The organism is Laceyella sediminis (assembly GCF_003003125.1).
Classification (GTDB): Bacteria; Bacillota; Bacilli; order Thermoactinomycetales; family Thermoactinomycetaceae; genus Laceyella; species Laceyella tengchongensis.
Window position 1 is genome coordinate 35,902 of sequence record NZ_PVTZ01000014.1, and the last position, 26,481, is coordinate 62,382.

The following is a 26,481-nucleotide window of genomic DNA, read 5'->3' on the forward strand; positions in this document are numbered from 1 at the left end:
TCAACTACCCCTCATATATATATATTTGATTTCTATGTTCAACAGGGCTTCTACCCAAGCTTTATTGACCCTAACTGTCAATTCGTCAGCCATTTCGGTAAGTGATTTTTTCCAGTGAACAATCATACTACCTTCATCATCTTCTATTAGCACTTCGCTGTTTTGTGCCACTGTCGCCGGTATCATTTTATTGTCTAAGAAAAAGAGATGTAATGAAGTTCCTCCTCTTTGACCTCTACCTGACAATTGGATCGTAGTTACTAATTCATTGGTACTGGCGATTTTTTGCTGGTCACTGTCCATATTGGCAAATGATTCATCAGACGAGAACAACTCATGCAAATCCTTAAATGCTTTTCTATGGAGATCCTTCTGTGCCTCATAGAAATATTTATTGGCTTTAGCAAGCTCATTTTTATATTGATCGAGATTTGAGTGAATCGTCATAATGACATCTTTAAAATCACCAGGGATTGGATGGGGTCTTTCATAATATACAATCGTTCTTAATAAAGAACGTGACGTATTCTCCCCAGCCAAAATGTTGTATCCCCTAGCCAATGCAGGGCGAACAAATACAAACACTTCTGGTTCCTCTTTGTGCAACTGTTCTACCTCTAATGTACTGACATGGTAATCTTGCCTTTGGATTGTTTTCCCATCATAATACGGTTTTTCGCTGTACAAAACTTTAAACTTAAATTTAAAGCCATGCTGCTTAAAGGTATCAGCTATCCACTCAGCTTTTTGATAAGAATTAACAACCAATCCTAAACAAGGCGATACCTCAGCAGAAATCCTTTCAAATTCTTCAGCCATCCTCGCTTGCTCTTCCTCTGTTTCGGAAAGGAGCAGCTTCCGTTTTAATAATTGCTTTTCTTCTTGATGCATTTGCTTTAGGCTTTTAATCTGCTCGTCAAAGAAGCCTGAGTTAATGAGCTTAAGGGTTGCACCTTGAATTGCTTTCTTCTGATCTTGAGCTCCAGAAATATCAGCTATAGGACAAAGCGTAATTTTTATTTTTTGATCCTCTTGATTCGTATTCTCCAATAACCAATTCGGGGGAACCTTGACACCATAATATGAAGAGTCAAGAAAGTCACTGGTTGCTGAGAGAATTAGAAGTGCCGGATACGCAAAGTCTTCGACACCTTCAAATAACCTTGGTAGATCTGATAATAGTTTTCTACCAACTCCGCGATATTCGTGTGCCACTAACGAATAGTGCTTCTTTTTATCATCAGCTTTTTTGAGTCGATAAGCCATGAATGAATCGGTTAGAGCATCTGGAGTAAATAAGCTACTGTCATCTTTTTTAAAGTAAAAATTATTAATAGACATTCTCTTATCAACGCTAAATTTAGCTCTTTTCATGAAGTTCTCGTAACGTGATCGCAAATGTCTCAACAATTGTTCCGATAAGAACAAGAACAAGATCAATTCAAAGTCTTGATAAAGATATTTTGTTTCCTTTTCTTCTGACTGTAAGTTAGACAATAGACCAAGGCTTCTAAAGCAATCATCAATTATGACGCTTTTTTCATCGGACAATTTCTTTTCCGATATAATAGAGCCACAAATATTTTGTAGCCTCTTGGCAGTTGTCCATAAAATTGAAGTATCCATCTTATCGACCTTGCTTTTTGCCTGCATTTTTCGGAGCAAACACTCAAACGACTTTTCATCCTTACTAATGTGTTTGTTATGCCAACTCTTAAGTAAGGAATATGGAGTGAATAGCTTATTGTATATGTAATTGACAATTTGTTGATTAGTAAAAATTTGTCCATACATATAGTTAAACAATTGGCGTAGATTAGTTGCCTTTTCTATATAATTATGGACAAAAACATCATTCGTGCTACTTTTTACTACTCGAGGAATTAAGTTAAACAGGTACTCGGAAAAAACTTCATTTATTACTCTATCATCCGGTTTGTCCGTAGAAATATTTAAGTCCCCTAAAAACGCTTGGTCCAACCTCATTTGAATTTGATCCACTTCATCAATAATAATCAGATCCGACCATAACACACCCAACTCCAGAAAATTTCTTTCATATTTATCCCATGCGTAAGGCGCCTTTGTACGAAGAAACGATTCTGGCGTCCCGATCCAAATATCAGCTTCCATCAACGCCTTAAAGCGATGATGATATCCACAGATTTCATAAGCGGGGCAAACAACTCTTTTTTTTCTACCTTCTATACATAAATTCTGACAAGGGTTACTGGTATCTTCATCTAATTTTAAAACCTTTCTCAAAAGACAGTCTGGGCTTAACGTTTCGACAGAATCACTATGTTTTTGAAAAACTTCAAAGGGGTGATTCACTAATGGGGCCTTATTTTTAATAAAACCTGTTTGATAGTTGGCTAAATTACTTTTTCCAACAATTACTCCTACTTTAAGGCCCCATTGCTCAAACCGCTCTTTTTCTTTCATTGTTTGTTTTGTATTCTCGGTAAAATACATTATTTTTTTCTTACCTTGTTTACATTGACGATAAATTAGCCCATGGGTCAGTGTTCCCTTACCAGCACCTGTCGTCGCTATAACATGGTTTATTTCTCCAGTAAAGTAGAAATCAGTAGGTTTGTCTGCCAACTTACGGTTCTGAATTTTATAAGCCTTTAATGCATGATAGCGATCAAGATAGCTAATTCCCATCTCCTCGTACAGTTGGCGGTTGGGCAGAAAATTATTTAGATCAGAAGCGTCTTTTTTATTCATTTTCCTTTTATTAATCAACTCAGTAAGAGGAAAAGTATGCTCTTTTTCTAACCACTCTTTTTCAAAAAGCTGACTCACTTTTTTCTTCACTTTAAATCCTTCAGTTTTTAGTGGTACATACACCTCCTTATTTTCATATTTATCAGAAATAAATTTCCTTTTGTTCTCTAAGTGCCTGATTGCTTCCTTATCATTAATTACTTGTTGGTAAGTAAGAACTCTGTCAGGTTCATACTTAGGAACCTTGAGAACGATCAATTCTGAATCTTTAATGTCATATAGTCGCCATTCACTTGGAATTTCACTGTAGACAGTTTCTACTATTTGCATAATCTGTTTTCGTGAATATGTATCTTTCATAAGTGACCGAACTCTCTTTAACATCGCTAGATCATAGTTTAAATCTCTAAAGACGATATCATCATGACCAATCATCATGCTAATCGTTGATTTGTAACTGAATTGGCTTTTATCAAATATCACTTGAAAACTGTAAAACAAGAGCTCGATAAATGTAATATCTCTTACATAATCTTGGTACTTTTCATGCTGCGTTTTAAAAACATCACCAAAAATACGTTGCAACTTCCCATCCATGAAACCGAAATCCTTGAATAAATCAAAAAAGTTTGATCTGCTCATGTTCTTCTACCTCATCACTATTAATATTTTGCTCAAGCTCATACCTATTTTGGTAATTTTCTGCCATTAGCAATTGACTGATTCTTTTCTCGGTTGTAAAGTTGTACTTGTTTCGGTGTTTAGCATTTAGTTTGTTCAGCTGCGATTTATACTCGTTTTTATATAGAAAACTGGGTAATATATAGAAGTGCATATCTTTTGATTTAGGATCTTTCTCCAACGTTTCAAAGAGACGATACGCGCTTTGATGAACCTTACAGTCTAAGTAAACGGAACGACCATTAGGCAAAAGAACTTCAATATCGCCGAGTTGCTCTAATTCCGGATGGCGTCTCGTCTTAAATCCTTTGGACTGTAATTTTTGCTCCACTTCTAACTCAAACAGACTGGGCAAAGTAGTAAAGATATAAAACCCTTTATGCAAAATTTTATGTCTCTTGGATTTGGTATCAATTACTATGCCAGTCGAGTGATAGTGTTTGCATATATAATGACCCACACATTGGTATTTACCAGATGGCAACTTCTCCATTGGATATTTACAATGGGAGCAAATAATAGCTCTGTCCTCAACATAATCTTTGTAAGCTCCTTCCATAAGAGACATTAATAAAGGTTGGCTAACAAACTTCGTCGTTAAGTTACTGTAATATTTTGTACTCTTAATTAACGGTTGCTTCGTCATTAACTCTATTCTCATTAGATCATAATCATCTTGCCTTTCCTTTATGGAACGTGGATCTTCTCTACGTAAGTACTTCAAAACAGGTACCCAAGCTTTTTGATATAGGTCCTCCAGCGAGTCATAATCATTGAGGAAATGCATAATTTCATCGTTTATGCTTCCATTTTCAAGGATAATGGGACTGTGGTGATAAAATTTAATTTCCTCGCTTTTTGTTGTGTCAAAAGGAATTAGCTGTTTCAGAGGCAACGAAGAATATAATGTCATAAATTGGCTGAATGTATATATTCTTTTATCCTTTATTCTGCTAAATGACTTCATCCTAATTTCCTCAAATAATTCTAGCAAATCATCGGAAATTTCATATGTATTTATATAGTGGTTAAACCCCTCGAGGATTCTTCTTAACATCGCCTTATCTTCTAAAATTGCCATATTCGCTAACCCCTGTTCTCATTTGGTAAGTTTCTCCTGAACTGAACAGTTCTTAGAATACAACATAAATTAGTAAAAATCTAGCCTATAATTGTTTACACATTTCTCACTATCCCTCTTTTATGGATCTAAATAGCCTATCATACATATAATCCCAAAACAAAAAACGGCATATGCAATATTCACAAAGATCATATCCATACTAAGTGACCTGAGCGATGTTGCATGCGTGAATTAGTTCATCCATCGTCGCTTCAGGATTGGCGTAAAGTAAATTTTCTTTGATCGTTTTGTCCCATAAAAAAACATCCTGTGTAACGAGGCCAATCCGATTTCGAAGGTCATAGAGCGTGTATTCTTTGATGTTTCTACCATCCAGAAGAATTTCTCCTTGATCGGGATCGTAAAAGCGCAATAACAAATCCAAGATGGTACTCTTGCCGGCTCCCGTTGGACCGACGACACCAATGAATTCTCCAGGTTGGATATGAAATGAAACGTTATGGATGTTTCCTCTTTTCGGTTTATAAGAAAAAGATACTTGTCTAAACTCGATTTCTCCGCTTGCTTGTTTCAAAGGGACGGATTGAGTAGATGGTACGATTTCGACAGGAAGATTCAACACTTCTTCTACTTCCTTCAACATCGGCTTAACTTCTCTATACTGCATGTATGCAGATCGAATGGCTTTCGCCGTACCCAGAAAGTTCGGGAAATACACCGTGAACGCGAGTAGTGTTCCTATTGTCATTTGTCCCTTTAAAATAAGCCAGATGCTGACAGAAAAAAGAACGGCCAGACCCAAGGCTTTCTCTAAAGAGGACAAGAGTTCATAGCGCCACTTTTGAATAAGAAAAGTATCGTTTCGAATGCCTCGATACTGTCCGATTTTTTCTTTCTGTGCAGAACGCTCCTCCTCTTCCCTTGTTAGCAGTTGAACTGTTTTCATTCCTCCATATAATTGAACAGCATAACTTTGAAGTTTCCGGTTTAAATCCATGATGACAGTAAAGTTTGTTTCAATCTTCCGTCCTAAGTAAGAAGCAGTGACAACCACGATCGGAAACATGAAAAATGCGACAAGCGCAAGGACAAAATCAAGTTGTAGCATGATGATCACGATTCCAATAAGAGAGAGTATCTCAGTAGGCATCGGAAGCAAATTCCACTTTACAAAACCATCCCCGATATCTTCCACTCGGTCCATACGAATGGCGATGTCCCCCGAATGAAACTCATTTAACGTCCTCGGCGATAAACGCAACAAATGACGAAACAGTTGATGATTTAATTTGTCTGTAATCTCGCCTCCAATTTTATTGTGAATCACTTTGGATAGGGCTTCGAGGATGGTTGAAACAATCGGCAATAATACCAATCCCCCGGCAGATAATAGGATTAAGGAATATTCTTTTCTTGGTAGTGCAACATCAATCATCTGTTTCATAATCAATGGATTGAGAAGGTGTGCTCCGACTCCTAATAATGAAATAAGTGTAGAGAGTAAAATTAACTTCCAATAAGGCAACAGGAGTGTTCTCATTTGAATTTGATTCATCTCATCGCCTCTTTTCTTTGACTTAACCACTCGCTACGCAAGATACCCAAGTAAGCAAGGTCATCATATTGACCAAAGCGATAGACATGTTGTCGTAAGATTCCTTCTTTTTTGAGGCCAACTTTCTCCAATACGCGTATAGAATCTGGGTTTCGTGTTAATGCCGTGCCAACAATGCGATTGCGGGCTAACTCTATCAAAACCAAATCGTAACACCTCTTCTGCTGCTTCAGTCGTATAACCGTTGCCCCAAAAGTCTTTTCCTATCCAATAACCCATCCCGGCGCGATATGCTTCTTTATTGACTTTGATGGAGATCGCTCCGATTAACAAATCCGATTTTAAGAAAATAGCAAAAGGGTACAATTTCCCCTCTTTACGGTCTTTTTCATGAAAACGAATCCACTCAATGGCAATCTCAAGTGGATAAGGATGAGGAATATTAGCCGTCATGCAAGCGATTTCCCACTCTCCAGCAAGTTTTTGTACCCGCTCTGCGTCATCTAATGTAAAAGGACACAATGTTAATCGTTTGGTTTTTAATAACATCAACTGTAATTTCCTTTCTTCCGCTTTCTTAAATCAAACAGAACTACATTGTCAACGATTTGGATAGATGATCCCTTAACGATTAATGCGGACTCGTCAGGAATGGCGTAGATAGGCTGTACTTTCCCAATGGGAATAAGCTCTGAGCCTATTTGTGGGGTATAAGGAACTTCTTCCATTTCAGGAAACAAACCTAGTCCCATAATAATCTGAGTTTCAGGAAAATCTTTATCCGCAGCAATTAAACAAAATTACCGGTTGTAGTTTTTGAGGAATTTTCAATTCCTGTTGACACCAGGCCTCTTTGGGCATAAAACAGACCGAATGAACCTAAAATAATCCTGCTAATGGAAGGAGGAAAACGCATGGATGTATTTGACAATGAATTGAAGAAAAAACATGATGCTGACGTTTACGGCGTGACCTCGGATACGTTTGAGGCCGATTCGGATGTGAACGAGGATCGCAATCGCGAGCGGCAGCTGGATGAATCTTTTTACGATTGGGTGGAGGAAAGTGACAGTATCGGAGAAAAGATGAAGGATTCCCTAATGGGGATAAGCGATAGGCATAAATAAATAAAGGCCATTCTTTATTGATTGGCGGCTTAACTTGTTATTTCGTTTATGGCCAGTGAATTCTAACTATCTGCCGTAGTTGCCTTTAACACTGCCATCCTCTTTGTACAACATCTCCACATCGGTGTGTGGGTTGTAACCGTAATAGGAGGTCTTGTCCCAGGTGGTGTGCTGTCATGTTTCATTTGGGACAGGCGTTTGCCCCATGGGGAATACAGAAAAGACTTCTGGACCACAGTGCCTACTTTCTCTGACAGGACTTCGCCGCTCAAGCCGAGATAGTTGGAGTCAGTCGTTTTGCCGGTCTTGTCCGTCTTGCTGGCTGTCCGATCCAATGGGTCGAACGTGTATTTGGTAATGTAGTATTGGTCTGTCGTTCCTTCTTTCAGCTTCTTATGCTCGATGATGTGGTCGAAGCCATCATACTTGTTTGCTCTCGATCGTCACACTGGCGGAGACCACGGAGCGCAGACGGCCGTAGACGTCGTAGTTGTACTTCGCCGTCGAGCCGCTGACCAGCGCGGACACCTAGCGGTTGCGGTCATAGGTGTACGTGGCCGTCTTGCCTTCCAACATCTGCTCGATTACGTTGTTGTTGGCGTCGTGTACGTACGTTTCCATCTTGACATTGTCGCCAGTTCTCATCAGCTTGGCGATGCAGTCTTGCGGATCGTATTCGTATGTTTCCACGTTGTTGTATTGTTGTATTGCAAATTAGATACAAAAAAGCCAGTATAAAAAACGGACTTAACTCCGATGTGTTACTTATACAACAAGTTATTGAACAAATCTCCCTAATTTTTAATTCTACTCACTTTTTCCGTTCAGTCAAACCCTTCAATTCCCGATAAGAAGCACTCCTAAATTATAAAATGAATGAAATAAAACCACTGTCCATAAAGAATTACCTCGACGAAAGACAAACCCAAAAATGAAGCCCACAATAAACACTTGCAATGATCGGACCAACAAAAATTCTCCTGGTAAATCTGCATTTATCCAATAAACAAAATGGATACACACGAATAACACCGCCGTGATGACATTAGCGGGGACAAAGGTCATGTATCTATTCAGTGTTTGCAAAATGAACCCCCGAAACACGATTTCTTCCACGAGACCTGCCAAGATGACCGATTGAAAAAAATTAGAAAAGCTCCATTCAAAATCCACTTCTCCACCGTTCAATAAGATGATCATCACGAAATACAGACTTAAAAAAGCAAAGGGGATGATCAGACGCCTCAAGCCATGGTGAAAACTCCCTTTTAATTTCAAAAATTGCCAAGGATCAGCCTGATCCACTTTCTTTAAATAAATATAAACAGGAAAAAACCATATAAGTACCTTTAGCATTACAGATGAAACGCTCTCCAGATCACCAAGATGTACTTGTTTCATTATCCATATGATTGAAGTCCATGAAAGAAAAAATAAACCCAAATACGCTAAAAAGAAAAGCCCTTTTCTATTTTCATTTTGTTTCTGTAACATAACAGCTCCTATTGCATACAATCTATATATTTTGATTGATTTGTTATCGCTCTATAGAATATTATTTAAGGTTTGATATTCCTATACATAATTACTTTTAACTATTTTCTGTTTCACTTTCACTGTTGCTATTACAAATTTCCTCCGCTATTTCTTTAACACGAGCCAAAGTTATTCCTTCTCTTTGTTCAACTGCTAAAGGATGTTCTGTCGGCTCTAACTCAATATAAGGACTGATACCAACTTGTCGAGTATGTACCATCGTTTTCAAATTCAACGTTTCAGGATAGTTTGGTAATGATGTTGAAAGCCACCCAAACATAGGCTCTAATTTTTCTTCTCTACCTTTTTCATTCCATAATTTAATTGAACGCTCAAAGTTTTCTTGACTTAACGAAACCCATACGTCCCAAATAAAAGGTTGCTTTTGCCCTTCAACAGGTATTTCGATACAACCACGAATAAAAAAGTGTTTATTATCAATGACACATAAATCCGAAGTAAGTTTATGTCTTTTTTCTGGTTCATCTGTATTTATTAAAAACCAATAATATGGTGCAGGACTTCTATAACTCATTGGTAATTCATCATGATATTCACCACAAGTTGAACATACAAAACCCTTTTTATCATTCACTTTTCTAATCTCCTTTCGAGCTAAAAGTTAGTTACAGTTATCATATTTATTATACCTTAATAATGAATAATAGGTATCAATTAGCTCAATATCATCATCGTGTTTAACAGACTCAAAGCTAAAAAAACTATAACCTAAAACTTGTCTATCAGTCCCTCTCGATCTCAAGAAACTTCAATGGATCGATCTCATCAGCCTCCTTAACATTGAAATAAGTAAGAAGAACCCAAGCCACTACTCTTTGAATGACAGACAAAATACCCATCAGGTTACCAAGAGGTACCTGTCCCAATATCCATAAAATGGAAGTGATAAAAGAAAAACAAGTCCTACTATACATCATAATTTTTCTTTTCTTTGTCGGTATAAATAAAAAGAGATCTCTATTTTCTACGTCTGTAGTAAACAACTTACCTCTTCATCTCATATTTATTTGTATTAATAATCTTCTTCTTGTATATGTGTACCCCAGTTACTCCAATGAGTGTTGGTATTTTTGATACTAATTAAAGTGGCATCATTTTTTTCTAATGCATTAGCAATCTGTTGAAAAAAAATAATGCTGACTAGGTTCTTCATCTTTATGGTCCCATTCATCACTTCTAAAAAACAATGGCATTGACCGAATTTCAACTGTTTTAAGCAAGCACTTGAGATAGCTACACAGCACTCTTTTATTAAGCAAAAAAATCAATCACTTTTAAAGCTTGGCCACTTTCTAAAAGCGATTGGCAGTCCTGACTTTCGCGAATATGCATTACACTTTTTTGAATCACATGTTGAAACACTGATTAAACATGATGAAGGGGGTGAAGAAGAAATGACTTATAACCTCGGACCGGTGAAACGTCATTCTGCGGGTGATCCACCTGATCTGTAAAAGCTTGAATATCCCCTCAAGGTACTCTTTCTCTGTATAGCTACTTTGAGGGGATTTTTTTACTTTATATTTTTTTAATTTCTATTTCCCTTTTCTGCTCAATGATTGCCTGCTTCACAACCCCAACAATCTTCTCCACATAAGCCGTATCAAAAACCTCCTTTCCGTCCACCGTAACCCTATACATCGGCTTCGGTTTGTCTGGTTCTTCCGGCACGTACTTTACCGAAAAATACTCGCATATCCCTTTAGCGGTCGCAATTGCAAACCTTTTTTGCACTTGAGGATCAACCATCTGAGCTGCTTCCACCAATTTGGGATCGTCCATAAAACCAAATTCAATTAATACAGCCGGCATCTTCGTTTCCCGGAGGACTAAAAAGTTGGCGGTCTTGACTCCACGATCCCTCCTATTTATCCCTGACTGCAATACCTGTTTATGAATCAATTCAGCAGCCCTTTTCCCTGTTCGGCTACCGGACCAGTGGAAAGTCTCAACCCCTTTGCCACCGCCGGCATTGTAATGGCAGGAAATAAAAAGGTCCGCATTATGGCGGTTCGCCAAATTGGTTCTTGTCGACAACGGAACATCCTCATCGCCGGGGGCCGCCAGAATACAGCGAAACCCACATCTTCTCAATTCAACAAATAGATACCTTGCCACTTCGCGGTTGAACTCATTCTCCCTCACGACCCGTCCCTTCAATTGCGGAATAGGAGGCGTCCGTTTCCCTAGCGTCTGTGCCTCATGGCCGTCATCGATGCAGATTAAGTAGTTACTCATCTTTATCACTCTCCCTCATCTTTTCTTCTTGTCTGTCCCATAACAAGTTGATCGCTCGCTTCACCACTTCTGGAACCGGTAAACCCAACCGGATACAGTTTTCAATGATGCTGAGACCTTCATTGCAAACATAAAAGGTGACAGTCGCATCCCGGATGAGATGACCATCACCTAACATCACATCCACCTTATTGGCCACTGCCGCGATTAGAAAGATGAAACACTTCCGATTGATGCCCCAGAAGCCGACCTCACTTGAAAGCTTGCCTTCCTTCGCTGATGCAGCAAAACCGGAAAGGTAGTCAATAACGACAAACGCTAACAGGGTTGAAAGCGCATCGGACCATCCACCCCATAGATAGGAGGCGGCAGCCCCGCCAAACGACATCACTGCGTTGATAATCGTCCTGATCTCCATCTTGTTTCACCCCATTAAAAAAAAGCGCCTATCGCACCTCCCTCAAGTCCTGCAACATCAATTGTTCCTCTCGTTCCAATCTTGTTAGGATTTCTTGCAAGATCAAACGATTCACCGCGGCCCCGAGATTATTCTCTCTCATGATCTGTACATAATTGTTTCTATTCTAATCACCAGCTCAATTGGTTGTTGTTCTGTGCGCCCGATTTTTTCCGGTTCCCCAGAAAATGAATACATGCAAAAGAACCCCGCCTCCCCAAGTTCACACTTGAAGAGGCGGGGTTCTCATTTCCCGTTACGCTTCCTTCTTTCCAAAGAAATGCTTCAACGCCTCATACACTTGCGCTTTTTCTTTGATCACAAAGTAAGAGAACCGATCTTCTTTCACATGCCGGTACGCCGACATCAACGTGCTGTTGCAGTTGTACTGGTTCAACTGCACAAGCTCTATACCATCATTTAACTAGCTATTGTTTCCTATCATGTTACAAAAGACCATTCTCTTCCATCCGTCTCTTCTTTTTCATAAACACTGAATACATATAATCACCACGTCTACGATCTGAGCTGGCTACGATTTCCGAAAACGGGGAAACATCCATATCATCTGGAGTTGTTACAATTGGCATGCTGTAATAAGCATATTGGGGATCATCTAAAACAACATTCCATTTTCCTTTCAATTGTTTAACATAGACTTGCCCTACATATCGTAGGATACCATCAAGAATTTCAGCTTTTTCGTCTTTTACAAGGGACTGTGGGGAAGGATGCTTTTCTAAAATCCATTGTTCTAGTCTGATCAATGACTCAGGTGAAAAATCCAAGTTTAAGTGATCGAACTCATCAACAAAATTTTCAACTACATCTGATTGAAAAAACAACCACTCTTCGAATTGGTCTCTTGAAGAAAAAAACTTGTTTCTTGACATAAACTAATCACCATCATTCTCGAATTTAATTTTTATTCCATTTTCCTTTAGTGCTTGCTTAAGTGGCTCGCTTGCATCAGCATTTTCAAATACCCAAGTAATATCCCAATCTTCTTCCTTTACCAGATATGCGTCTTTAGCAACCTCTTCTCGTATCCTCTCATTAAGTGAAAAATAACCAACTGTACCTTCTTTGATCGTTGTTTTATGTTCAATTGCTTTTTTCATTTCCTCATTCGCAATATCCAATAAACGTCTACCATAAGGAGTTTTTACCGAAACTTGCATAGAGCCTTTCCAAGGAAGTGTGTTCCTATACTCATCTACTATTTGATGAGATTTCGTTGGCTTTCCCATATTCCCATCATACAGTTTACTCCAGTGGCTGTAACTCATTTGCCCGCCGTTCTCTTGATACTCTTTCCACCTTTGTGCCTTATGCTCAGAGCTTCCCGGAACCAGATCATCTCTTTTTACCTTTTTATTTCCGCTTCCGCTAACCCCATTCCCTGTTTCAACAGAAAACTTCTTCAACCATGATCCAAAAGCAGTATCCCCTACTGTTTTGGGCGCAGAAGCTGTTCCATCTTTGAAAACTGAAACATTCGTTAATGGAATGCTGTTGATCTTGGACACAATGGTTTGGCCATGGTGGGCAAGAGCGACACCACCAAATCCGAAGGTGAGTCCAATAAGCGCGGCAATACTGGCTTTCTTGATACTCGGCCACTTCCCTTTTAGCCAATCAAAGACCACACTGTCAGCAAAGGCTGCGGCCCCTCCGGAGATTCCGATATTCATTAATCTTTGTGCAAACGGCAAAAAGGCTCTTCCCATCTATCCTCCGATGCGGCCCCCAGCGAGCCATGTACTCATACCACGGAAAACGGCCCATCCTACAATTCCACTGAGTCCACCGGCAAACATGCTTCCAGAAGCCGCCCCGCCGATCAAGCCGGCCAACCCGATTTCTGGTTGTAATAGAGACAAGAGAATAAATCCCGCGGTTACCGCAGAATCAACAGGATGTTCTGTTATGTATTTTGTTAAGTTTCCAAGTGGATCAAATCCACTAACCTGCTTCATCAACTCATTAGCCATGATCAGTGGATGAAGCCAGGTCATAAAGTCCTTTAACTTTTGATGGGGGCTTTTCTCTTCATCCGTCAACCATGCGAGTGATTTATCTTTCACCGTTTCCCAAGCTTCACTTAAACCATCGTTCACTTTCTTCTCAAGGAACCGGTAACTGGATATGAGGGCTTCCATCCACTCGGGCCTGCCAAACAAATCATCTTTTCGTTCTTCGAGTGATTGTTCCCCCGATTCCCTATTTTCTGCGCGCTCTTCATCTAAAGAGACAACCGTATTCTGTCCAGTAATCACTTGCATGATTTTTTGTTGTAGCAACCCCTGCACCTCTGCACTGGCGACCACTTGATCCAGCAAAAGTGCTAAGGCAATTCCACAAGATATGACCACTACATACTCTATGGTCGATGACCCTTTGTGACTTTTTAAAACCCTAGCAAGACTATTCAGAAATCTAGTTAGTCTACTCAACTAAGCTTTCACCCTCCAGTTTGGGTTTTTCTTCTTACAAGAACATATTAAGTCAACCGGAAATTGGAGGAAAGGGTTAATTACAAAATAAAAAACGCCTAATGCCCCTTAATCAAAGGTCACTTAGGCGTTCTATTACTTCTTTTATTGTTGTATGCTCAAAAAATGATTATACGTCTTCTGAATTCCTTCTTCCAAGCTCACCGTTGGTTCCCAATGCAGCACTTTCTTTGCACGAGTAGCATCAAGTGCACTTCGTTTCACGTCACCTGTTCTTTCTTTTTCTCTAACCAGAGGCAGGTCTTTGCCAGAAACCTTGAGAATGACATGGTACAAGTCTTCCGTGTATGTTTCCATCCCCGTTCCAATATTAAAGACCTGATTGTCACCTTTCGTCAGAGCAAGTACATTGGCGCGTGCAGCATCTCCAACATAGAGATAGTCACGGGTCGTTCCTTTTGGCATATCCTCATATGCAAAGAGAACCGATGGACGATCAGCCAACACATTGTTCATGAAGATCGGCGTTACTCCGCAATCACCATCTGGAATCTGTCTTGGCCCAAATATATTTGCGTAACGCAATACAGTATATTTCATGCCAAAAATCGCGGCATAGTAATGCAAATACTTCTCGCATGTCAACTTATTGATGGCATACGGCGAAATCAGCTGTGGGTTTAAATTTTCGGGTGTTGGAATTTGATCGGTCTCCCCGGCCAAGGCCCCACCAGATGAAGCAAAGATCACCTTCTTGACATCCACTTTCTTGCAGATCTCAAGAACGTTGATCAGCCCCTCCACATTGATTTTCAAGTCTAAGAGCGGGTCTTCAACAGACTTTGGCACCGATTTTTGTGCAGCATGGATGTTGATCACTTCCGGCTGTTCTTCTCTCAAAACCTCTTCAAGTCGGTCGCGTTGTTCAACAATATCTAGTTCATAAAAGCGGGCATCTGGATACAGATTTTCTCGCTTTCCTGTGGATAAGTTGTCTACAACAACCACTTCATGACCTTCTGCCAAATAATGATCAACGACATGTGAAGCGATAAATCCAGCCCCACCAATTACCACAATTTTCATCTGTTTCACCCCGGAAATTTAAATTACATGCTGCTATTCTCCTCTTTTGTTGCATATCCAGTTTGACAGTTGTGATGATGAACGTTCCCCCTGCAATAATGATACCAATCTTCTTGTAATCTTTGTGCAACAATATTTCAACAATGTAACAAAACAAACATGCACGTTTCTAAATTTGCTTCTCCAGAAACGCATTGATCACTGATTTTGCTTATTTATAACCTGATTTCCAAAGGTCTTTTACAAGTATCCCCTCTGATGTTTGATCATTCATATAATTATTAATATATTTAAGGATGAGGTTCTGTTACCCAATACTCAAAAGTCGTTAACGTCTTTGGCAATCACACGGAGTTCATCTGAGCTAAAAACGCAAAGTTAGCGGAGTGGTCAAACGATGGGGACAAAGTACGTGGCCACGATCTAGTTTTGCAACAAAATATAAAGTAAGGGGAGGCCATTGTATGGCAAAGTTCATTGTTCAGTTTCGTCGCGATCGGGACTACCTTATCTGGATTGGAATGTACCTTAAACAACTGTTCCAGACCAAACGATTTCCAGATTGGCAACGAATCAAATGCAGCCGTAGTCCCATTCAAATTCGTCTATACGATGCTCTCAAACGTGAAGGTTATCGAGTCAAGGCCGAATATGAAACTTGTGGTTACCAGGTTGATTTGGTTATCAAGAAGTATCGCCTGGCCATCGAGTGTGATGGGGCCGCTTTCCACTCTAGTCCGGAACAAAAGAAACGCGACCGGAAAAAAACGGCGGTTTTGTCTAAGCATGGTTGGAAAGTGATGCGCTTCAAAGGATGGCAGATCAATAAACAAGTGGAGAAGTGCGTAGAGCGAATCAATGAGTATACTGGTATCCACCGCAAACGCTGGTGGCAAATATGGTGAAGTATTTTTCGATGAGGATTACATTTATCTAGACACGCTCATTTATGTGACGTAAAAGCGGCGGAAAAACCTTTTCCCGATGAGCGCCTCGTCACGTGTGAAGCACATGGGAAAACGATTCCTCCGCCGCTACCTATTCATCAGACAACCTTACTCCACTTATGACTCCGATCATCGTTCCGCTTCCATTGCGTCTGCTTTCGTTCTATGAACCGTACCAAATGGATGCTCAGGTGGCGCATAAATGGAATAAAGCTTCAAGGGTTTATTGCCTGTGTTTGTTAAATTATGCCATTTACCGGCAGGTACCATGATTGCATAATCATCATAAACTTCTGCTCTAAAATCCAATCGATCTTTGCTATCACCCATTTGAACCAATCCTCGCCCTTGTTCAATCCGTAAGAATTGATCCACATTGGGATGAACCTCTAACCCAATGTCATCGCCGACACCGATACACATCAAGGTCACTTGCAAATGATCTCCTGTCCATAAGGCAGTGCGGTACGTATTATTTTGCTTTGTCGCCTTTTCAATATTCACAACAAATGGTGTTTTTCCATAATCCCTTAATTCAATGCCAACTTGATTGAACGATAACGAACTTAAACGGTTAGCATGATGCATCTCGTTATGACAAGCACTTAAAAACACCTCGCCTACTGGCGAATGTTGGGTAAGTAAATAACTATTCCAATTTTCTTTATAATCCCTCGTTGCCACTTCATAAGCTTTTTGTATTCCCTCTTCATAAGAGTCAAATGGAACTTGATCGATTTGATAAACAGGCTGTCTTCCTGTGAGCATAACATACAGATCAGTCAATTGATGCAAATAGGCTTTTTCATCTTCTAACGTTTGAAGGATCTCCCTTTTATGCTTTTGATTAGGCGCAAATTTGACTAGCCGTCCCAATAAATCAATCTCCGTCGCTTCTCTTTTTATTCCAGCAAGTATGGCATCACACACTTGGCGGTTAGGCTGTGGTAAGTTGCCGTAATAAAGGTATGGATTCATATAATGGGGATAGACCACTCTGCTCATTCCCTTCACCGTTTTTATAAAACATCCTATGCACTCTGGTCAGGGAAAATACATTACTACATTCCCGAAGCTAGTGTTTAGAACAGGTGTTCCATACTCAGCTATCCTTCATGAATACGCCTCCTCGCTGCTACTACCATGTCCGCCGCTACTTACCAGTAATGATTGTTCAACAATCCAGGCGGCATTGAGGAATATTGGGAACAATAAACTGGTTGCTTGTTCACTTCAGGGTAAAACAATAACCAGTTGGCAAATTTCGTATTCAAAGGCGGGCCAAAGATTCCCTTAGTAAGTGGGTTGGTCATTGCTCCGTCGATTATGTTGCTCATGCTCAGTGCCATTATCTATATCTATTTTATTGCAAGAGATATTTTTAGCTGCATTTAGCATTTAATTAGGTGAGAACTGAAAAAAGCGGGAATATAATGTAGGAAGTTGTCGTAAAGGTAGGGAGGATAATGAGATCACAGAAACACTAAAAGGTAAAGTGAAAGATGTAGTTGAGAAGTCCGGTAATCTGGAAGAAGCCGATTAAGACACTAATTGGAACAATAGAATATATGGTTTACTTTATCGCAAACCATAAATTCTTATTTAAGAGGTGATTAAATTGAATTCATTTTATGTCAAGGTGGTAAGTGGTCTCGTTGTCTTTTCTGTTGCCATTGCCGGTTGTTCCACACCCGTCTCCAAGACAGAAGAGGGAGTAACAGCAGAGCAAAACAAAGAAACTAAAAAAGCGTATGCGACAGAAGTCGAAGAAATGTTAAAAGAAGGTCCCGGCAAATATGCGGGTGATGCCTATCATAAAGAAAATGCCAACAAAGAGTTAGATACGCTACCTAAAAATCTCACAGGCGAACAAGTATACCAGAAGTTAGTTGAACTTTTTGCAGAGGATTATCAACCCTATGTGAAAAAATTGGATGCATTTGACACTACATATACTATTGGTGGCGACCCAGGTGACTTAAAAACGCTTTCAGGCAAGCAGTTGAATGTCATGATCCTGATTGACTCCTCAGGAAGCATGGCTGGTAAGGTCGACGGCTTTTCCAAAATGACTCTTGCGAAACAGGCGGTTTCCCGTTTTGCTTCTTCACTTTCCACACATGCTAACGTCTCTTTAAGGGTGTATGGCCATAAAGGCAGCAATGCTGATAAAGATAAAGACATCTCTTGTAAAAGCACCGAAGTCGTTTATCCTTTGGGTAAATACGATCAACAAAGGTTTAACAAGGCGTTGGACGCATTTAAACCCACTGGATGGACACCCATTGCATTGGCAATGAAAGAAGCGGCAAATGATCTAGCGAAAATAAATGGCCCCTCGGAAAATTTGGTTTATGTAGTAAGTGACGGCATTGAAACTTGTGGCGGGAATCCGGTTCAAGTGGCGCAAGAGTTGAATAAATCCAATGTCAAAGCCGTGGTAAATATTATCGGATTTGATGTGGATAATGCAGGTCAAAAAGCGTTGCAGGAAGTCGCTAAGGCTGGCGGCGGCGAATATGCAACAGTCCGTAATGATGAAGGGTTGCGGCGATATTTTGATACCCAAAGAATGAAAATCTGGGATCAATGGTTAATGTGGAAAGTTAGAAATACTAGCAACATTATTCAACAATTTACTCGAAAGGAACGTGAATTGCAAAGACTTACTTTTGGTGGACTTGGAATAGATAAACTATCTATGACAGAGTCACATCGTATGAGAGTTGCCGTGAGCCATTTGCAGAGTAGAGATAAACTGTCTATCGAAGAAGCTGATAAAGTCAGAGAGTTAATCAATAATCGCGAGGATAAAATTGACAAATATAGAAAGAGCCGTTATGACTCCTTAATAAAACTCCTAAAGGAGAACAAAGAGAAAATAGAAAAACTCGTAGAGAAAAAAGGCGAGAACAAGATGGATGAATATGATACCAACTAATAACGAAGGCAAATCAATATTTTAGAGGTCGTTCAGTCATAAAAAATTATGTAGATTGCTTATCTTTGTACAAAGATAAGCTATTGTACATCCTTCTTTTTGGATTTACCATTGCGTTTCCACTCTTTTTTATCAATCAATTTGTATCCACATTCTATTATAATCTCTTTGCATTGGTAGGAGTTATGGAATTAGGGAGTTACCCACAGTTCATCTTTTCTACCATTACTATCTTTATCAGACGAATTTCATTTATTTTGTTAAAAGTAAGTTGATCGAAGCTTATACTTATTATGATAAGAAGAATAAAGGAGATGATGATGATTAAAGAGGAAATCAAAAAAGATTCGGCTGATAAACTTTTCGATTTTGGAGCGAATGTGATTATTGTGGCTATCGTTGTAGCTGTTGCATTAATTGGATTAGGCTTAGCAATTGAATGGATCTAAATAGATAAGAAACGACGATGAGAGTCATCTCTTTTCTCATCGTCGTTTCTTATTGCATCCTCATATGGCCTCAACTTTTAAAATCGGTGATCGGCGTTACCGTTCCCTTTTCTACTTTATAAACTTCATCACACAACTTCTCGATTTCTTCCATATAATGACTTGCTAAGAGAATACTTACCCCATCTTTGCGTAAGTTCAATAGAAGTTGATGAAGCATTTCCACTCCATCCGTGTCTAATCCATTTGTAGGTTCATCCAACAAGAGGAGTTTTGGTTGTTCCATGATGGCTTGTGCAATTCCTAATCGCTGGCGCATTCCCAATGAATACTTACGGACGGCCTTTTTATCACGGGGATCAAGACCTACTTGCTCCATTACTTGTTCAATGTCGGCATCAGATATTTTATTTCTTAGTGAGGCCAACATTTTCAAATTCTTAAAGCCACTATATTCAGGAATAAATCCGGGTGTTTCGATAATCACACCTACATTTTGCGGGAAGGTTCCATCTTTGCCTACTTCTTTATCAAAAACAAAAATGCGCCCTTCTGTCGGATAAACAAAACCACTAATCATTCGAAATAACATCGTTTTACCCGACCCATTTCTGCCGACTAAGCCAACAATTTTCCCTTCGGCAACTTCAAGATTGACTTGGCTAAGTATCTGCTTTTGATCAATGATCTTCGAAACGTTTTCTAATTTCACTGCCAATTTCGATTCCATCATGAAAACCTCCGACTACGTTTTTATTGCAAACTATCTTTATGCGCATATCCGAATATATCGGCTTTTTTCACATACAAATAACCCATATACATAGAAAGCATCAAAACAATCGCATTATAAACAAAGGACCAAGACAGGCTAAAACTGGGAACATACGGATCTACCATGGTATGCCGAAGAAACATCCCCTGATTGCCTGGGAACCATTTTATCAACTGCTTGCCAAATAAAGGACTAAAACAAGAAACGACATAAAGCACAGAAATAAAAAGAATTGGCTTAAATACACTCTTCCATTTTACAGCCAACGCTAGCTGTAGGACTGCCATCGCTAAACTGGTACTCCAGCATAATACAAATACCCATGCTAGCATGGTAAATGGATGGATACCGGTAAACTGCAATGGCCCGTCAGTTCCTTGCCATTTGCCCAAATGAGCCGCCCATGAAAATTGGCTAGATCCTATCACTAAAATCGTACAGATAGCCATGAAATAATAAACAAATGAAGTTACCCCTAATGCAAGAACCTTCTTTATCCACCATTTGTTGCGCGTAGAATAGCGCGGCAAAACAAATATTGCACGCTCCACCCATTCACTGCACGTAGCGTTCCCAATTAATACAAGGAACAATAAGTTGAGAATAAGCCATTTTGACCATTCATAAAATGATACATCATCCTGAGCAATGGGTCCCCCCAATGAAACCATAACAAGATCCCATACAGTGATTAACTCTTCATGACCACCTGATGAAGAACGGAGCATAGCGGCGCTACTCATACTAACCAAGACGAAGAGACCACATGCAATGATCGCGTACCATCTTTTTTTCATTCTGCCACTCCTAGATTTATGTCTTCCTTCGAGATTTTTACACTACCCCATATCCATAATAGAACGGCTACTACCATCCAGTACCCAATCGATATACCTACTTGAGACCAAGATGAGAAAAGATCATTTATATCCAATAGGTGATACACAAAATGTCGCGGAAATAAAAATGCACTCTCTACTAACGGAATCCGAAACAACAATAAGACATAGCCCAAAAATGGAATACACGAAGAGATAATAAGCCCCCACACTTCACTTCGTGTATACATGGATGCAATGAAGGTTATAAGACCAAAAGTAAATAACCCGAAATATAACAAACATCCTATTTGAAACAAGACGATACTCGGTGCCATGCTCCCTATGATCTGTGGTTGCACTGGCAAAGGGAACAAATGCTGTACCTTAGCCACGCTCCATCCCTCATCCCACGGAAGATATAAGAATCCAATCAAATATGCATACGCCATTAGAAAAAAAACATAACACAAGGTTAATAAAGCAAGAATAACCACTTTACCAAACCACCAACCCGTACGACTACCAATGCGTAACATCCACTGTTCTTTACTATCTTGATCAAACATTAAATCGCTGACCAAGAATAAAAAAAACGGAATCATAAAGATGAAAATATAGCTATAGCTGAACAAATCAAATAAGATGTCCCATATATTTAATACATGTTGTTGAATTCCCATATTGTTTAGCTGAATGATAAATCGGTTCGCTTCCTGGTAAAATAAGACAGGGCAAACTATCAAAAATACATACCACCTGACTTTCGTAAATTGACGCTTAAGTCCAATCCAAATGAAATGAGTATATGAAGCACCCCAAAAATTCATTATTCCACCTCATGACTAGATACTTTTTTCCAAACAAACACTAAACTAACCATAAATATAATTAGTAGTTCGCCAAAAGCAGTCCACCCGGTTGAAAAGTTCGCAGTGTGAGGTAAAAACGTTGATGGGGGCTTTAAAGCACTAAGCGTTTCAATTTGTGCAAACAAAAAGTTAAATACATGATAGAATATAAAGGGAATCGTTAAAATCAGGTAGCGCTTCTGTATATAGAGTGATAACCCAAAGCCAAAAGTAGCATAAACGACACCAAATACAAAATGAAGGAACACATAAACGAACATATAAAGCACGACATTCTCTGGTAACAAGCTCGAAAACGCCCCACCTATTTGGTTATCTGCATCAAACGTCTTCGGATAAATACTTAGAGTAAAAATAGTGAGCATCAATGTGGGAACACTAGTAACTACCCCACCAACCAACGCATTGATTAACAACTTTATTCTCACATAAGTACGATGTTCCATCCGCATCCGCACAAAATTTAGATACCCGCTATTACGCTCCATAGCATATGTATCCGCAAATGGCCAAACACAAATGATCGGTACCACAAACGAGTAAATCTCTAATCCAAATACCCAAGGAAAATATGCCTGTTCAGCAACGATTGGTCGTGGTAAACCAGCCATCATTATCCCAACACTGCAAAGAGCAATCGCCACAAATAAAGCTAGAAAGAAGTTTTTCCCCAAAAATGCGCGTGATAATTCTTGTCTAAAAACAGCCATGTACTCGTACACCCCTATCTAAAGATAAACCGCATTCAACGTTGAATGCGGTTTCTAATTAAAATGAATAATAGTACTTCTACATCACTTAAAAGCGGACGTAAATAGAATCAAGCGAAAGAAGGTAAACTTTACAAAGTCACCTCGCCAATTGTAAATAAAAACAACAAGTCTATATAATATAAAATTCAATCTAAAGTCAATAAAAAAACGCAATAATCATACATATTCGCGAAGACTCCTCCTCACCTCTGGAAGGGGAGAATGCAGGAAAATCCCCCTTTGTCAGCGCCGTTTTATGATTTGCGCATGCTTTGCCACTCTCGCAATGAAAAAGAGACATCCCCGCCTTTTGAGGCGACTTCTTCATCTTCCAATGTCAAAAATCTTGCGATGGTGAACTCCAAACGATCCACCTCTCTCACTGTTTCTGTACTTACCTCATTTAAGTTGATCAACATGAAATTATCAACAGGGACATTCGGCTCAATAATCTCCGTCAAATCATCATTCGTCCAAGCGGTAAACACCTTGTCTTGGCTAATCACATTAAAGGTTCCTTCACGGAGAATGGCTTGACCCCTTATCAGTTTGAGGTGGCAAAAGGGGTAATGATAACCGTTAGTGCTGTCTATTTTAAGTGGCACTTCTGTTTTGTTTTCCACTCTGTACTTGACATACAAAAAATAATCTGTCATTTGCGGGTTGTTGTCCAACGCTCTCTTGATGCGCACGTCTCTGATGTCTGTGGCCCGCAAGAGTTTGATCTGTAGAAAAGAAACGGCCACATTGCCATCATTGAGCATGCGATCTTCCATCTTAGCATCAGTTACTTTTTGCACGGTAAAATCTCCATATGCCGGGTAGTGAATCATAGATTTGTCTTCATCAAACGGAATATTCTCATCTGTTACATAAAGTGTCTCATTGCTTCTCAACGTCCCTCCGCCCTGATCACCTAAACATTTGGTGAACCGATTACTGAATTGCGTCACCTTGACAGGCTTTAGGACATCCGGCTCCGGATCACGATTGGCGCACGAGCTTAAACACAAAGCCACTGCCACAAGCAACACAGGGAGGGCGTTCATTTTATTCCTCCTTCGGGTTTTTTTAAAGGAAATGGTTCAAATTCCATTTGCACATGATGCAAATATTTGTAATCATATTCTCTCGCAACCCCGTATTTGAGCCTTAATCTCACGAATTTTAACTCTTTCTGTTTTTCCGTTCCTGCTACGACCCGTTTGCCAGTAGTATTGGTGACAGTGATGTCCACTTTGGGGCCATCTTCTTTGATCGGCATAAGTTGGTATGTGTCATCGACAGTGTAAAATTGCCTTTGGCCGTATCTCGTCTTCATGGTCCGTTTTTTGTTTGTCAGGTGAACGACGAGGTACTGGTCCTGATAGGTGCCCACAATCAATTTGTTAGTCACTTTCCCATCCTCAATGACAAATGGATAAACCTGGTTATACATTGCGGCGCCTTGGCCTTGAATCACTGAATGGGAATAGGTGAGTACCAAAAAGAAAAAAAGGGAAAACAAAAATGTGAAAAAGCTGATCCAATACATGATGTGCTGTGATCGATCGGGCATGGTTCGCTTTTGGAAATAAACATAAAGCGAAATGACAATCAATGTAATCAAGGGAATTTCATTCAAGGTGGACAAGTCTTGAATCATGAACTGCAAATCAAAATCACTTTGCGCATTACCCCAGATGGCAAAAAGCCGATCGGTTTCTTTTGAGAAAATGAAATAGGCCCCAAGGAAAAGAACGAAACAGACGATCTGCGCCAGCACATGGATTCCGCGCTTTTTCCATGGCGGTAGGGTGGCAATCCCCATCTGATTGACAATATGATATGTGCAAATAGCCATAATCCCATAAATGACAAACAGCAACATCTCGATGAAGGTGACAATCAACCAACTGCTATTTAGCATTTCAGCGATGGTCACTTCCGTATAATAATGAGGAATGCCAAAATAGGATAAATAACTGGCTTTATAAGAGTACACATACAGATAAGCGAAGAGCGCGATCACAGCCAGAATAATTTCCACTGTCAAGATACGCATGATGATGGGATGCCTTTCAGAGAAGCGCACTTCTTGCGTATCCGGGCTGACGAGGTTGATTTTCAATTCGTTTTTTCCACGATACCATGAAAGAGGGCGTGTTGAGTGGTGGCTTTGTCCGTACCTTTTGTTTCGCAAGCGATCCACCCCTAAGTATGCCGTTTATCATTTGTTTTCATTATATTCAGTTTTATCTTATCATTTCTTGAAAGCGGGGTCTAACATGAAGCATTGGCATATCTGGCTCCTAGTCTCCCTTCTAATCATTTCAGGTTACACACTGTGGGGAAATGAGCCAGCACCAAGCACACAAGGGCGGCTTGTAGAACAGGGGAAAATCATCTACAAAGATCCCATCTACTATGAGAGTGGCGAATATTATGACCTAAAGCCAAGCGATCTACAACCGCTCCCTTATTCAAGGATAACAAAACCAACGCCGAGCCTGATGGAAGCCAAAAAGATTTTAAGGGATTTGACAAGCACCTACTTATACATGTATCCAAAAGTGCAAATCATCGATCTTGACAACGACAACCAACCCGAAGTGGTCGGTTTCTTTGAAAACATTGCAAACTTCGATGAAAACGGAGCCATGCGAATCTATCTAGCCAAATATAAAAACAAAAAGTGGGTTCTGGAACAAGGCTATTTGTTTGTTGATATTTTTTGCAGAGATAGTCGTTTCTTCAAAGGGAAGCTAACCGCAAACAAGCATGCGATTTTCTTGGCCTGTGAAAATAACAAGCATGAAAAATGGACCTACTATATTGTCACACTAAAAAACGGAAAGCCTGTGTTTTTAGCGGAAGATGTGCCTTCCCCTTCATGGGCGGTTAACGCCCCTCAAGCAGAGGACGAACCTTATTCCGATCTGCTTGGTAGCCATGTGCCTCTCTTCCCCAAAGACATAAACCAGGATGGAATCATGGAGATTCCCGGTCTTCACTTCCCAATGGAATACAAATCCGGCATTCCGATCATAGGAAAAACAGATCAATCTCCGCAAGTGGCTTGGTATCAAGTCCAGCCAAATAACACATTCACATTGGTCAAAACGACACTATATGACGTAAGCAAAGAAGTCGGCAAATTAAAACAGCCATCACACCTTTTCGACCGTTATTTGCCTGAAAATCTCGTCATCAACACGCCAGCATACCAAAAGGTGCTCAGCGAATTGGCAAAGTTAAAGCAGGAACCGGTGCGGTTGGCCACATTTCAAAAAGGCCTAGAAGTGGGAAGCCATATCCTCATCGAAGGGGCATTGAAAGAAACGTCTCCCCATTTCCGAGGTTTACAGGCCGGCCAAGATTTGCTTATCATCCGCTCCGGTAAAACATACGCACTTATGCGCTTTGGCAACTACGCCTTCGCGATTGATCAGAATGGAGACACTCAATCTCTTAGCGCATTGAACAAAATCGACGTCCTCAAGCCTCTAACGCAGCAAAATCCCTTTCCTTACACAGATGATCCCGGATATCATTCCTTACTTGATTCCCCTGAACTCTTTTACGCCCATCTGGAGAAATTTATCAACACCTTCTCGCAAAAAAAATTAGAAGCTTCTAACAAGGGGAATTATGAGATCGTGCAAGATCTGATTGCATGGGATTCGCCCGCGGAAAAGGAAGTGAAGAAGGCCATTACCAACACACGTGGAAAAAAAGAGGCGCCAATGAAACTGCTTAAGGCCAAGATCGATCGCCACAGCCATGTCATCCTGAACAAATCCCAACATAGCATACGGGTGTTGGAAGAATATCAACTAGCTCAACTTGGCAACACGACGAAGATAAAATTGACAAACAACTATATTTTATCTATGGATGCATTCGGATTTAAAGTGATCCAACTAGGGCGTGTCTGGTGAATCAAGTTAGTAGGGAAGAAGCGGCGAAAAGCA

The 26,481-nt window shown here is 39.9% G+C and carries 26 protein-coding genes and 1 pseudogene; 5 read left to right on the forward strand and 22 right to left on the reverse strand.

Annotation, left to right across the window (positions count from 1 at the left end; genetic code table 11):
• The 4 genes from CLV36_RS14280 to CLV36_RS14295 form a co-directional block, all read right to left on the reverse strand.
• The gene (locus CLV36_RS14280; protein WP_106343125.1) at positions 1-3,375 is read right to left on the reverse strand and encodes a hypothetical protein; all 3,375 of its coding nucleotides are present in this window, start codon (positions 3,373-3,375) and stop codon (positions 1-3) included.
• Positions 3,353-4,495, reverse strand: coding sequence for a restriction endonuclease-related protein (locus CLV36_RS14285; protein ID WP_106343126.1), 1,143 nt, complete (start codon positions 4,493-4,495; stop codon positions 3,353-3,355). Before CLV36_RS14285 ends, CLV36_RS14280 begins: the two co-directional genes overlap by 23 nt.
• A 202-nt stretch (positions 4,496-4,697) precedes the next feature.
• On the reverse strand, positions 4,698-6,053 hold the full coding sequence (locus tag CLV36_RS14290) for an ABC transporter ATP-binding protein (protein WP_106343127.1): 1,356 nt from the start codon (positions 6,051-6,053) through the stop codon (positions 4,698-4,700).
• 63 nt (positions 6,054-6,116) lie between these two features.
• Entirely contained in the window at positions 6,117-6,602 is a 486-nt protein-coding gene (locus CLV36_RS14295) for a GNAT family N-acetyltransferase (protein WP_219904920.1), read from the reverse strand.
• Positions 6,603-6,967: 365 nt separating this feature from the next.
• On the opposite strand from CLV36_RS14295, the gene CLV36_RS14305 reads away from it, so the two are divergent.
• The gene (locus tag CLV36_RS14305) at positions 6,968-7,180 is read left to right on the forward strand and encodes a hypothetical protein (protein WP_106343129.1); all 213 of its coding nucleotides are present in this window, start codon (positions 6,968-6,970) and stop codon (positions 7,178-7,180) included.
• 528 nt (positions 7,181-7,708) lie between these two features.
• Here CLV36_RS14305 and CLV36_RS17430 read toward each other — a convergent pair.
• From CLV36_RS17430 to CLV36_RS14350, 11 genes and pseudogenes are all read right to left on the reverse strand, one after another.
• The gene (locus CLV36_RS17430; protein ID WP_181353080.1) at positions 7,709-7,870 is read right to left on the reverse strand and encodes a hypothetical protein; all 162 of its coding nucleotides are present in this window, start codon (positions 7,868-7,870) and stop codon (positions 7,709-7,711) included.
• A gap of 147 nt (positions 7,871-8,017) precedes the next feature.
• On the reverse strand, positions 8,018-8,674 hold the full coding sequence (locus CLV36_RS14310; RefSeq protein ID WP_106343130.1) for a CPBP family intramembrane glutamic endopeptidase: 657 nt from the start codon (positions 8,672-8,674) through the stop codon (positions 8,018-8,020).
• A 97-nt stretch (positions 8,675-8,771) separates the two neighbouring features.
• On the reverse strand, positions 8,772-9,311 hold the full coding sequence (locus tag CLV36_RS14315) for a DUF2199 domain-containing protein (RefSeq protein WP_281257263.1): 540 nt from the start codon (positions 9,309-9,311) through the stop codon (positions 8,772-8,774).
• A 438-nt stretch (positions 9,312-9,749) separates the two neighbouring features.
• Positions 9,750-9,908: a DUF7003 family protein gene (locus tag CLV36_RS18060; protein ID WP_425436589.1), complete on the reverse strand. Its 159-nt coding sequence runs from the start codon at positions 9,906-9,908 to the stop codon at positions 9,750-9,752.
• Positions 9,909-10,255: 347 nt separating this feature from the next.
• Entirely contained in the window at positions 10,256-10,975 is a 720-nt protein-coding gene (locus CLV36_RS14325) for an N-acetylmuramoyl-L-alanine amidase family protein (protein ID WP_106343133.1), read from the reverse strand.
• Entirely contained in the window at positions 10,968-11,393 is a 426-nt protein-coding gene (locus tag CLV36_RS14330; protein WP_106343134.1) for a phage holin family protein, read from the reverse strand. The genes CLV36_RS14325 and CLV36_RS14330 overlap by 8 nt, the downstream gene beginning before the upstream one ends.
• Before the next feature lie 295 nt (positions 11,394-11,688).
• Positions 11,689-11,832: pseudogene (locus tag CLV36_RS17435) on the reverse strand (sporulation protein YhbH); the annotation flags it as partial.
• A 46-nt stretch (positions 11,833-11,878) separates the two neighbouring features.
• Entirely contained in the window at positions 11,879-12,325 is a 447-nt protein-coding gene (locus CLV36_RS14335; RefSeq protein ID WP_106343135.1) for a hypothetical protein, read from the reverse strand.
• A gap of 3 nt (positions 12,326-12,328) precedes the next feature.
• The gene (locus CLV36_RS14340) at positions 12,329-13,162 is read right to left on the reverse strand and encodes a hypothetical protein (RefSeq protein ID WP_106343136.1); all 834 of its coding nucleotides are present in this window, start codon (positions 13,160-13,162) and stop codon (positions 12,329-12,331) included.
• Complete coding sequence (locus CLV36_RS14345; RefSeq protein ID WP_106343137.1) at positions 13,163-13,888, reverse strand: DUF4244 domain-containing protein; 726 nt, start codon at positions 13,886-13,888, stop codon at positions 13,163-13,165.
• Positions 13,889-14,032: 144 nt separating this feature from the next.
• A complete protein-coding gene (locus tag CLV36_RS14350; protein WP_106343167.1) occupies positions 14,033-14,974 on the reverse strand; it encodes an NAD-dependent epimerase/dehydratase family protein in 942 nt (313 codons plus the stop codon).
• A gap of 464 nt (positions 14,975-15,438) precedes the next feature.
• Between CLV36_RS14350 and CLV36_RS14355 the strand changes: the two genes are divergently transcribed.
• Positions 15,439-15,879, forward strand: a complete 441-nt coding sequence (locus CLV36_RS14355; RefSeq protein WP_022737721.1) for an endonuclease domain-containing protein — start codon at positions 15,439-15,441, stop codon at positions 15,877-15,879.
• 171 nt (positions 15,880-16,050) lie between these two features.
• On the opposite strand, the gene CLV36_RS14360 is transcribed toward CLV36_RS14355, so the two are convergent.
• Positions 16,051-16,926, reverse strand: coding sequence for a cupin domain-containing protein (locus CLV36_RS14360; protein ID WP_102993748.1), 876 nt, complete (start codon positions 16,924-16,926; stop codon positions 16,051-16,053).
• A gap of 613 nt (positions 16,927-17,539) precedes the next feature.
• On the opposite strand from CLV36_RS14360, the gene CLV36_RS14365 reads away from it, so the two are divergent.
• Together CLV36_RS14365 and CLV36_RS17930 are read left to right on the forward strand one after the other, a co-directional pair.
• Positions 17,540-18,862: a vWA domain-containing protein gene (locus CLV36_RS14365; protein WP_106343138.1), complete on the forward strand. Its 1,323-nt coding sequence runs from the start codon at positions 17,540-17,542 to the stop codon at positions 18,860-18,862.
• 320 nt (positions 18,863-19,182) lie between these two features.
• Complete coding sequence (locus CLV36_RS17930; RefSeq protein ID WP_281257264.1) at positions 19,183-19,311, forward strand: hypothetical protein; 129 nt, start codon at positions 19,183-19,185, stop codon at positions 19,309-19,311.
• Between the two features lie 70 nt (positions 19,312-19,381).
• Here CLV36_RS17930 and CLV36_RS14370 read toward each other — a convergent pair whose 3' ends face one another.
• From CLV36_RS14370 to CLV36_RS14395, 6 genes are all read right to left on the reverse strand, one after another.
• The gene (locus tag CLV36_RS14370) at positions 19,382-20,041 is read right to left on the reverse strand and encodes an ABC transporter ATP-binding protein (protein WP_106343139.1); all 660 of its coding nucleotides are present in this window, start codon (positions 20,039-20,041) and stop codon (positions 19,382-19,384) included.
• 23 nt (positions 20,042-20,064) lie between these two features.
• Positions 20,065-20,883: an ABC-2 family transporter permease gene (locus CLV36_RS14375; RefSeq protein ID WP_106343140.1), complete on the reverse strand. Its 819-nt coding sequence runs from the start codon at positions 20,881-20,883 to the stop codon at positions 20,065-20,067.
• On the reverse strand, positions 20,880-21,734 hold the full coding sequence (locus CLV36_RS14380; protein WP_106343141.1) for a hypothetical protein: 855 nt from the start codon (positions 21,732-21,734) through the stop codon (positions 20,880-20,882). Before CLV36_RS14380 ends, CLV36_RS14375 begins: the two co-directional genes overlap by 4 nt.
• A complete protein-coding gene (locus CLV36_RS14385) occupies positions 21,734-22,486 on the reverse strand; it encodes a hypothetical protein (protein ID WP_106343142.1) in 753 nt (250 codons plus the stop codon). Before CLV36_RS14385 ends, CLV36_RS14380 begins: the two co-directional genes overlap by 1 nt.
• A gap of 296 nt (positions 22,487-22,782) precedes the next feature.
• The gene (locus CLV36_RS14390; RefSeq protein WP_106343143.1) at positions 22,783-23,577 is read right to left on the reverse strand and encodes a hypothetical protein; all 795 of its coding nucleotides are present in this window, start codon (positions 23,575-23,577) and stop codon (positions 22,783-22,785) included.
• Positions 23,574-24,710 carry a hypothetical protein gene (locus CLV36_RS14395; RefSeq protein WP_146130651.1) on the reverse strand — a complete coding sequence of 379 codons (1,137 nt, stop codon included), beginning with the start codon at positions 24,708-24,710 and terminating at the stop codon, positions 23,574-23,576. The genes CLV36_RS14390 and CLV36_RS14395 overlap by 4 nt, the downstream gene beginning before the upstream one ends.
• An 85-nt stretch (positions 24,711-24,795) precedes the next feature.
• On the opposite strand from CLV36_RS14395, the gene CLV36_RS14400 reads away from it, so the two are divergent.
• Positions 24,796-26,448, forward strand: a complete 1,653-nt coding sequence (locus tag CLV36_RS14400; protein ID WP_106343145.1) for a TcaA NTF2-like domain-containing protein — start codon at positions 24,796-24,798, stop codon at positions 26,446-26,448.
• Positions 26,449-26,481 lie beyond the last annotated feature (33 nt).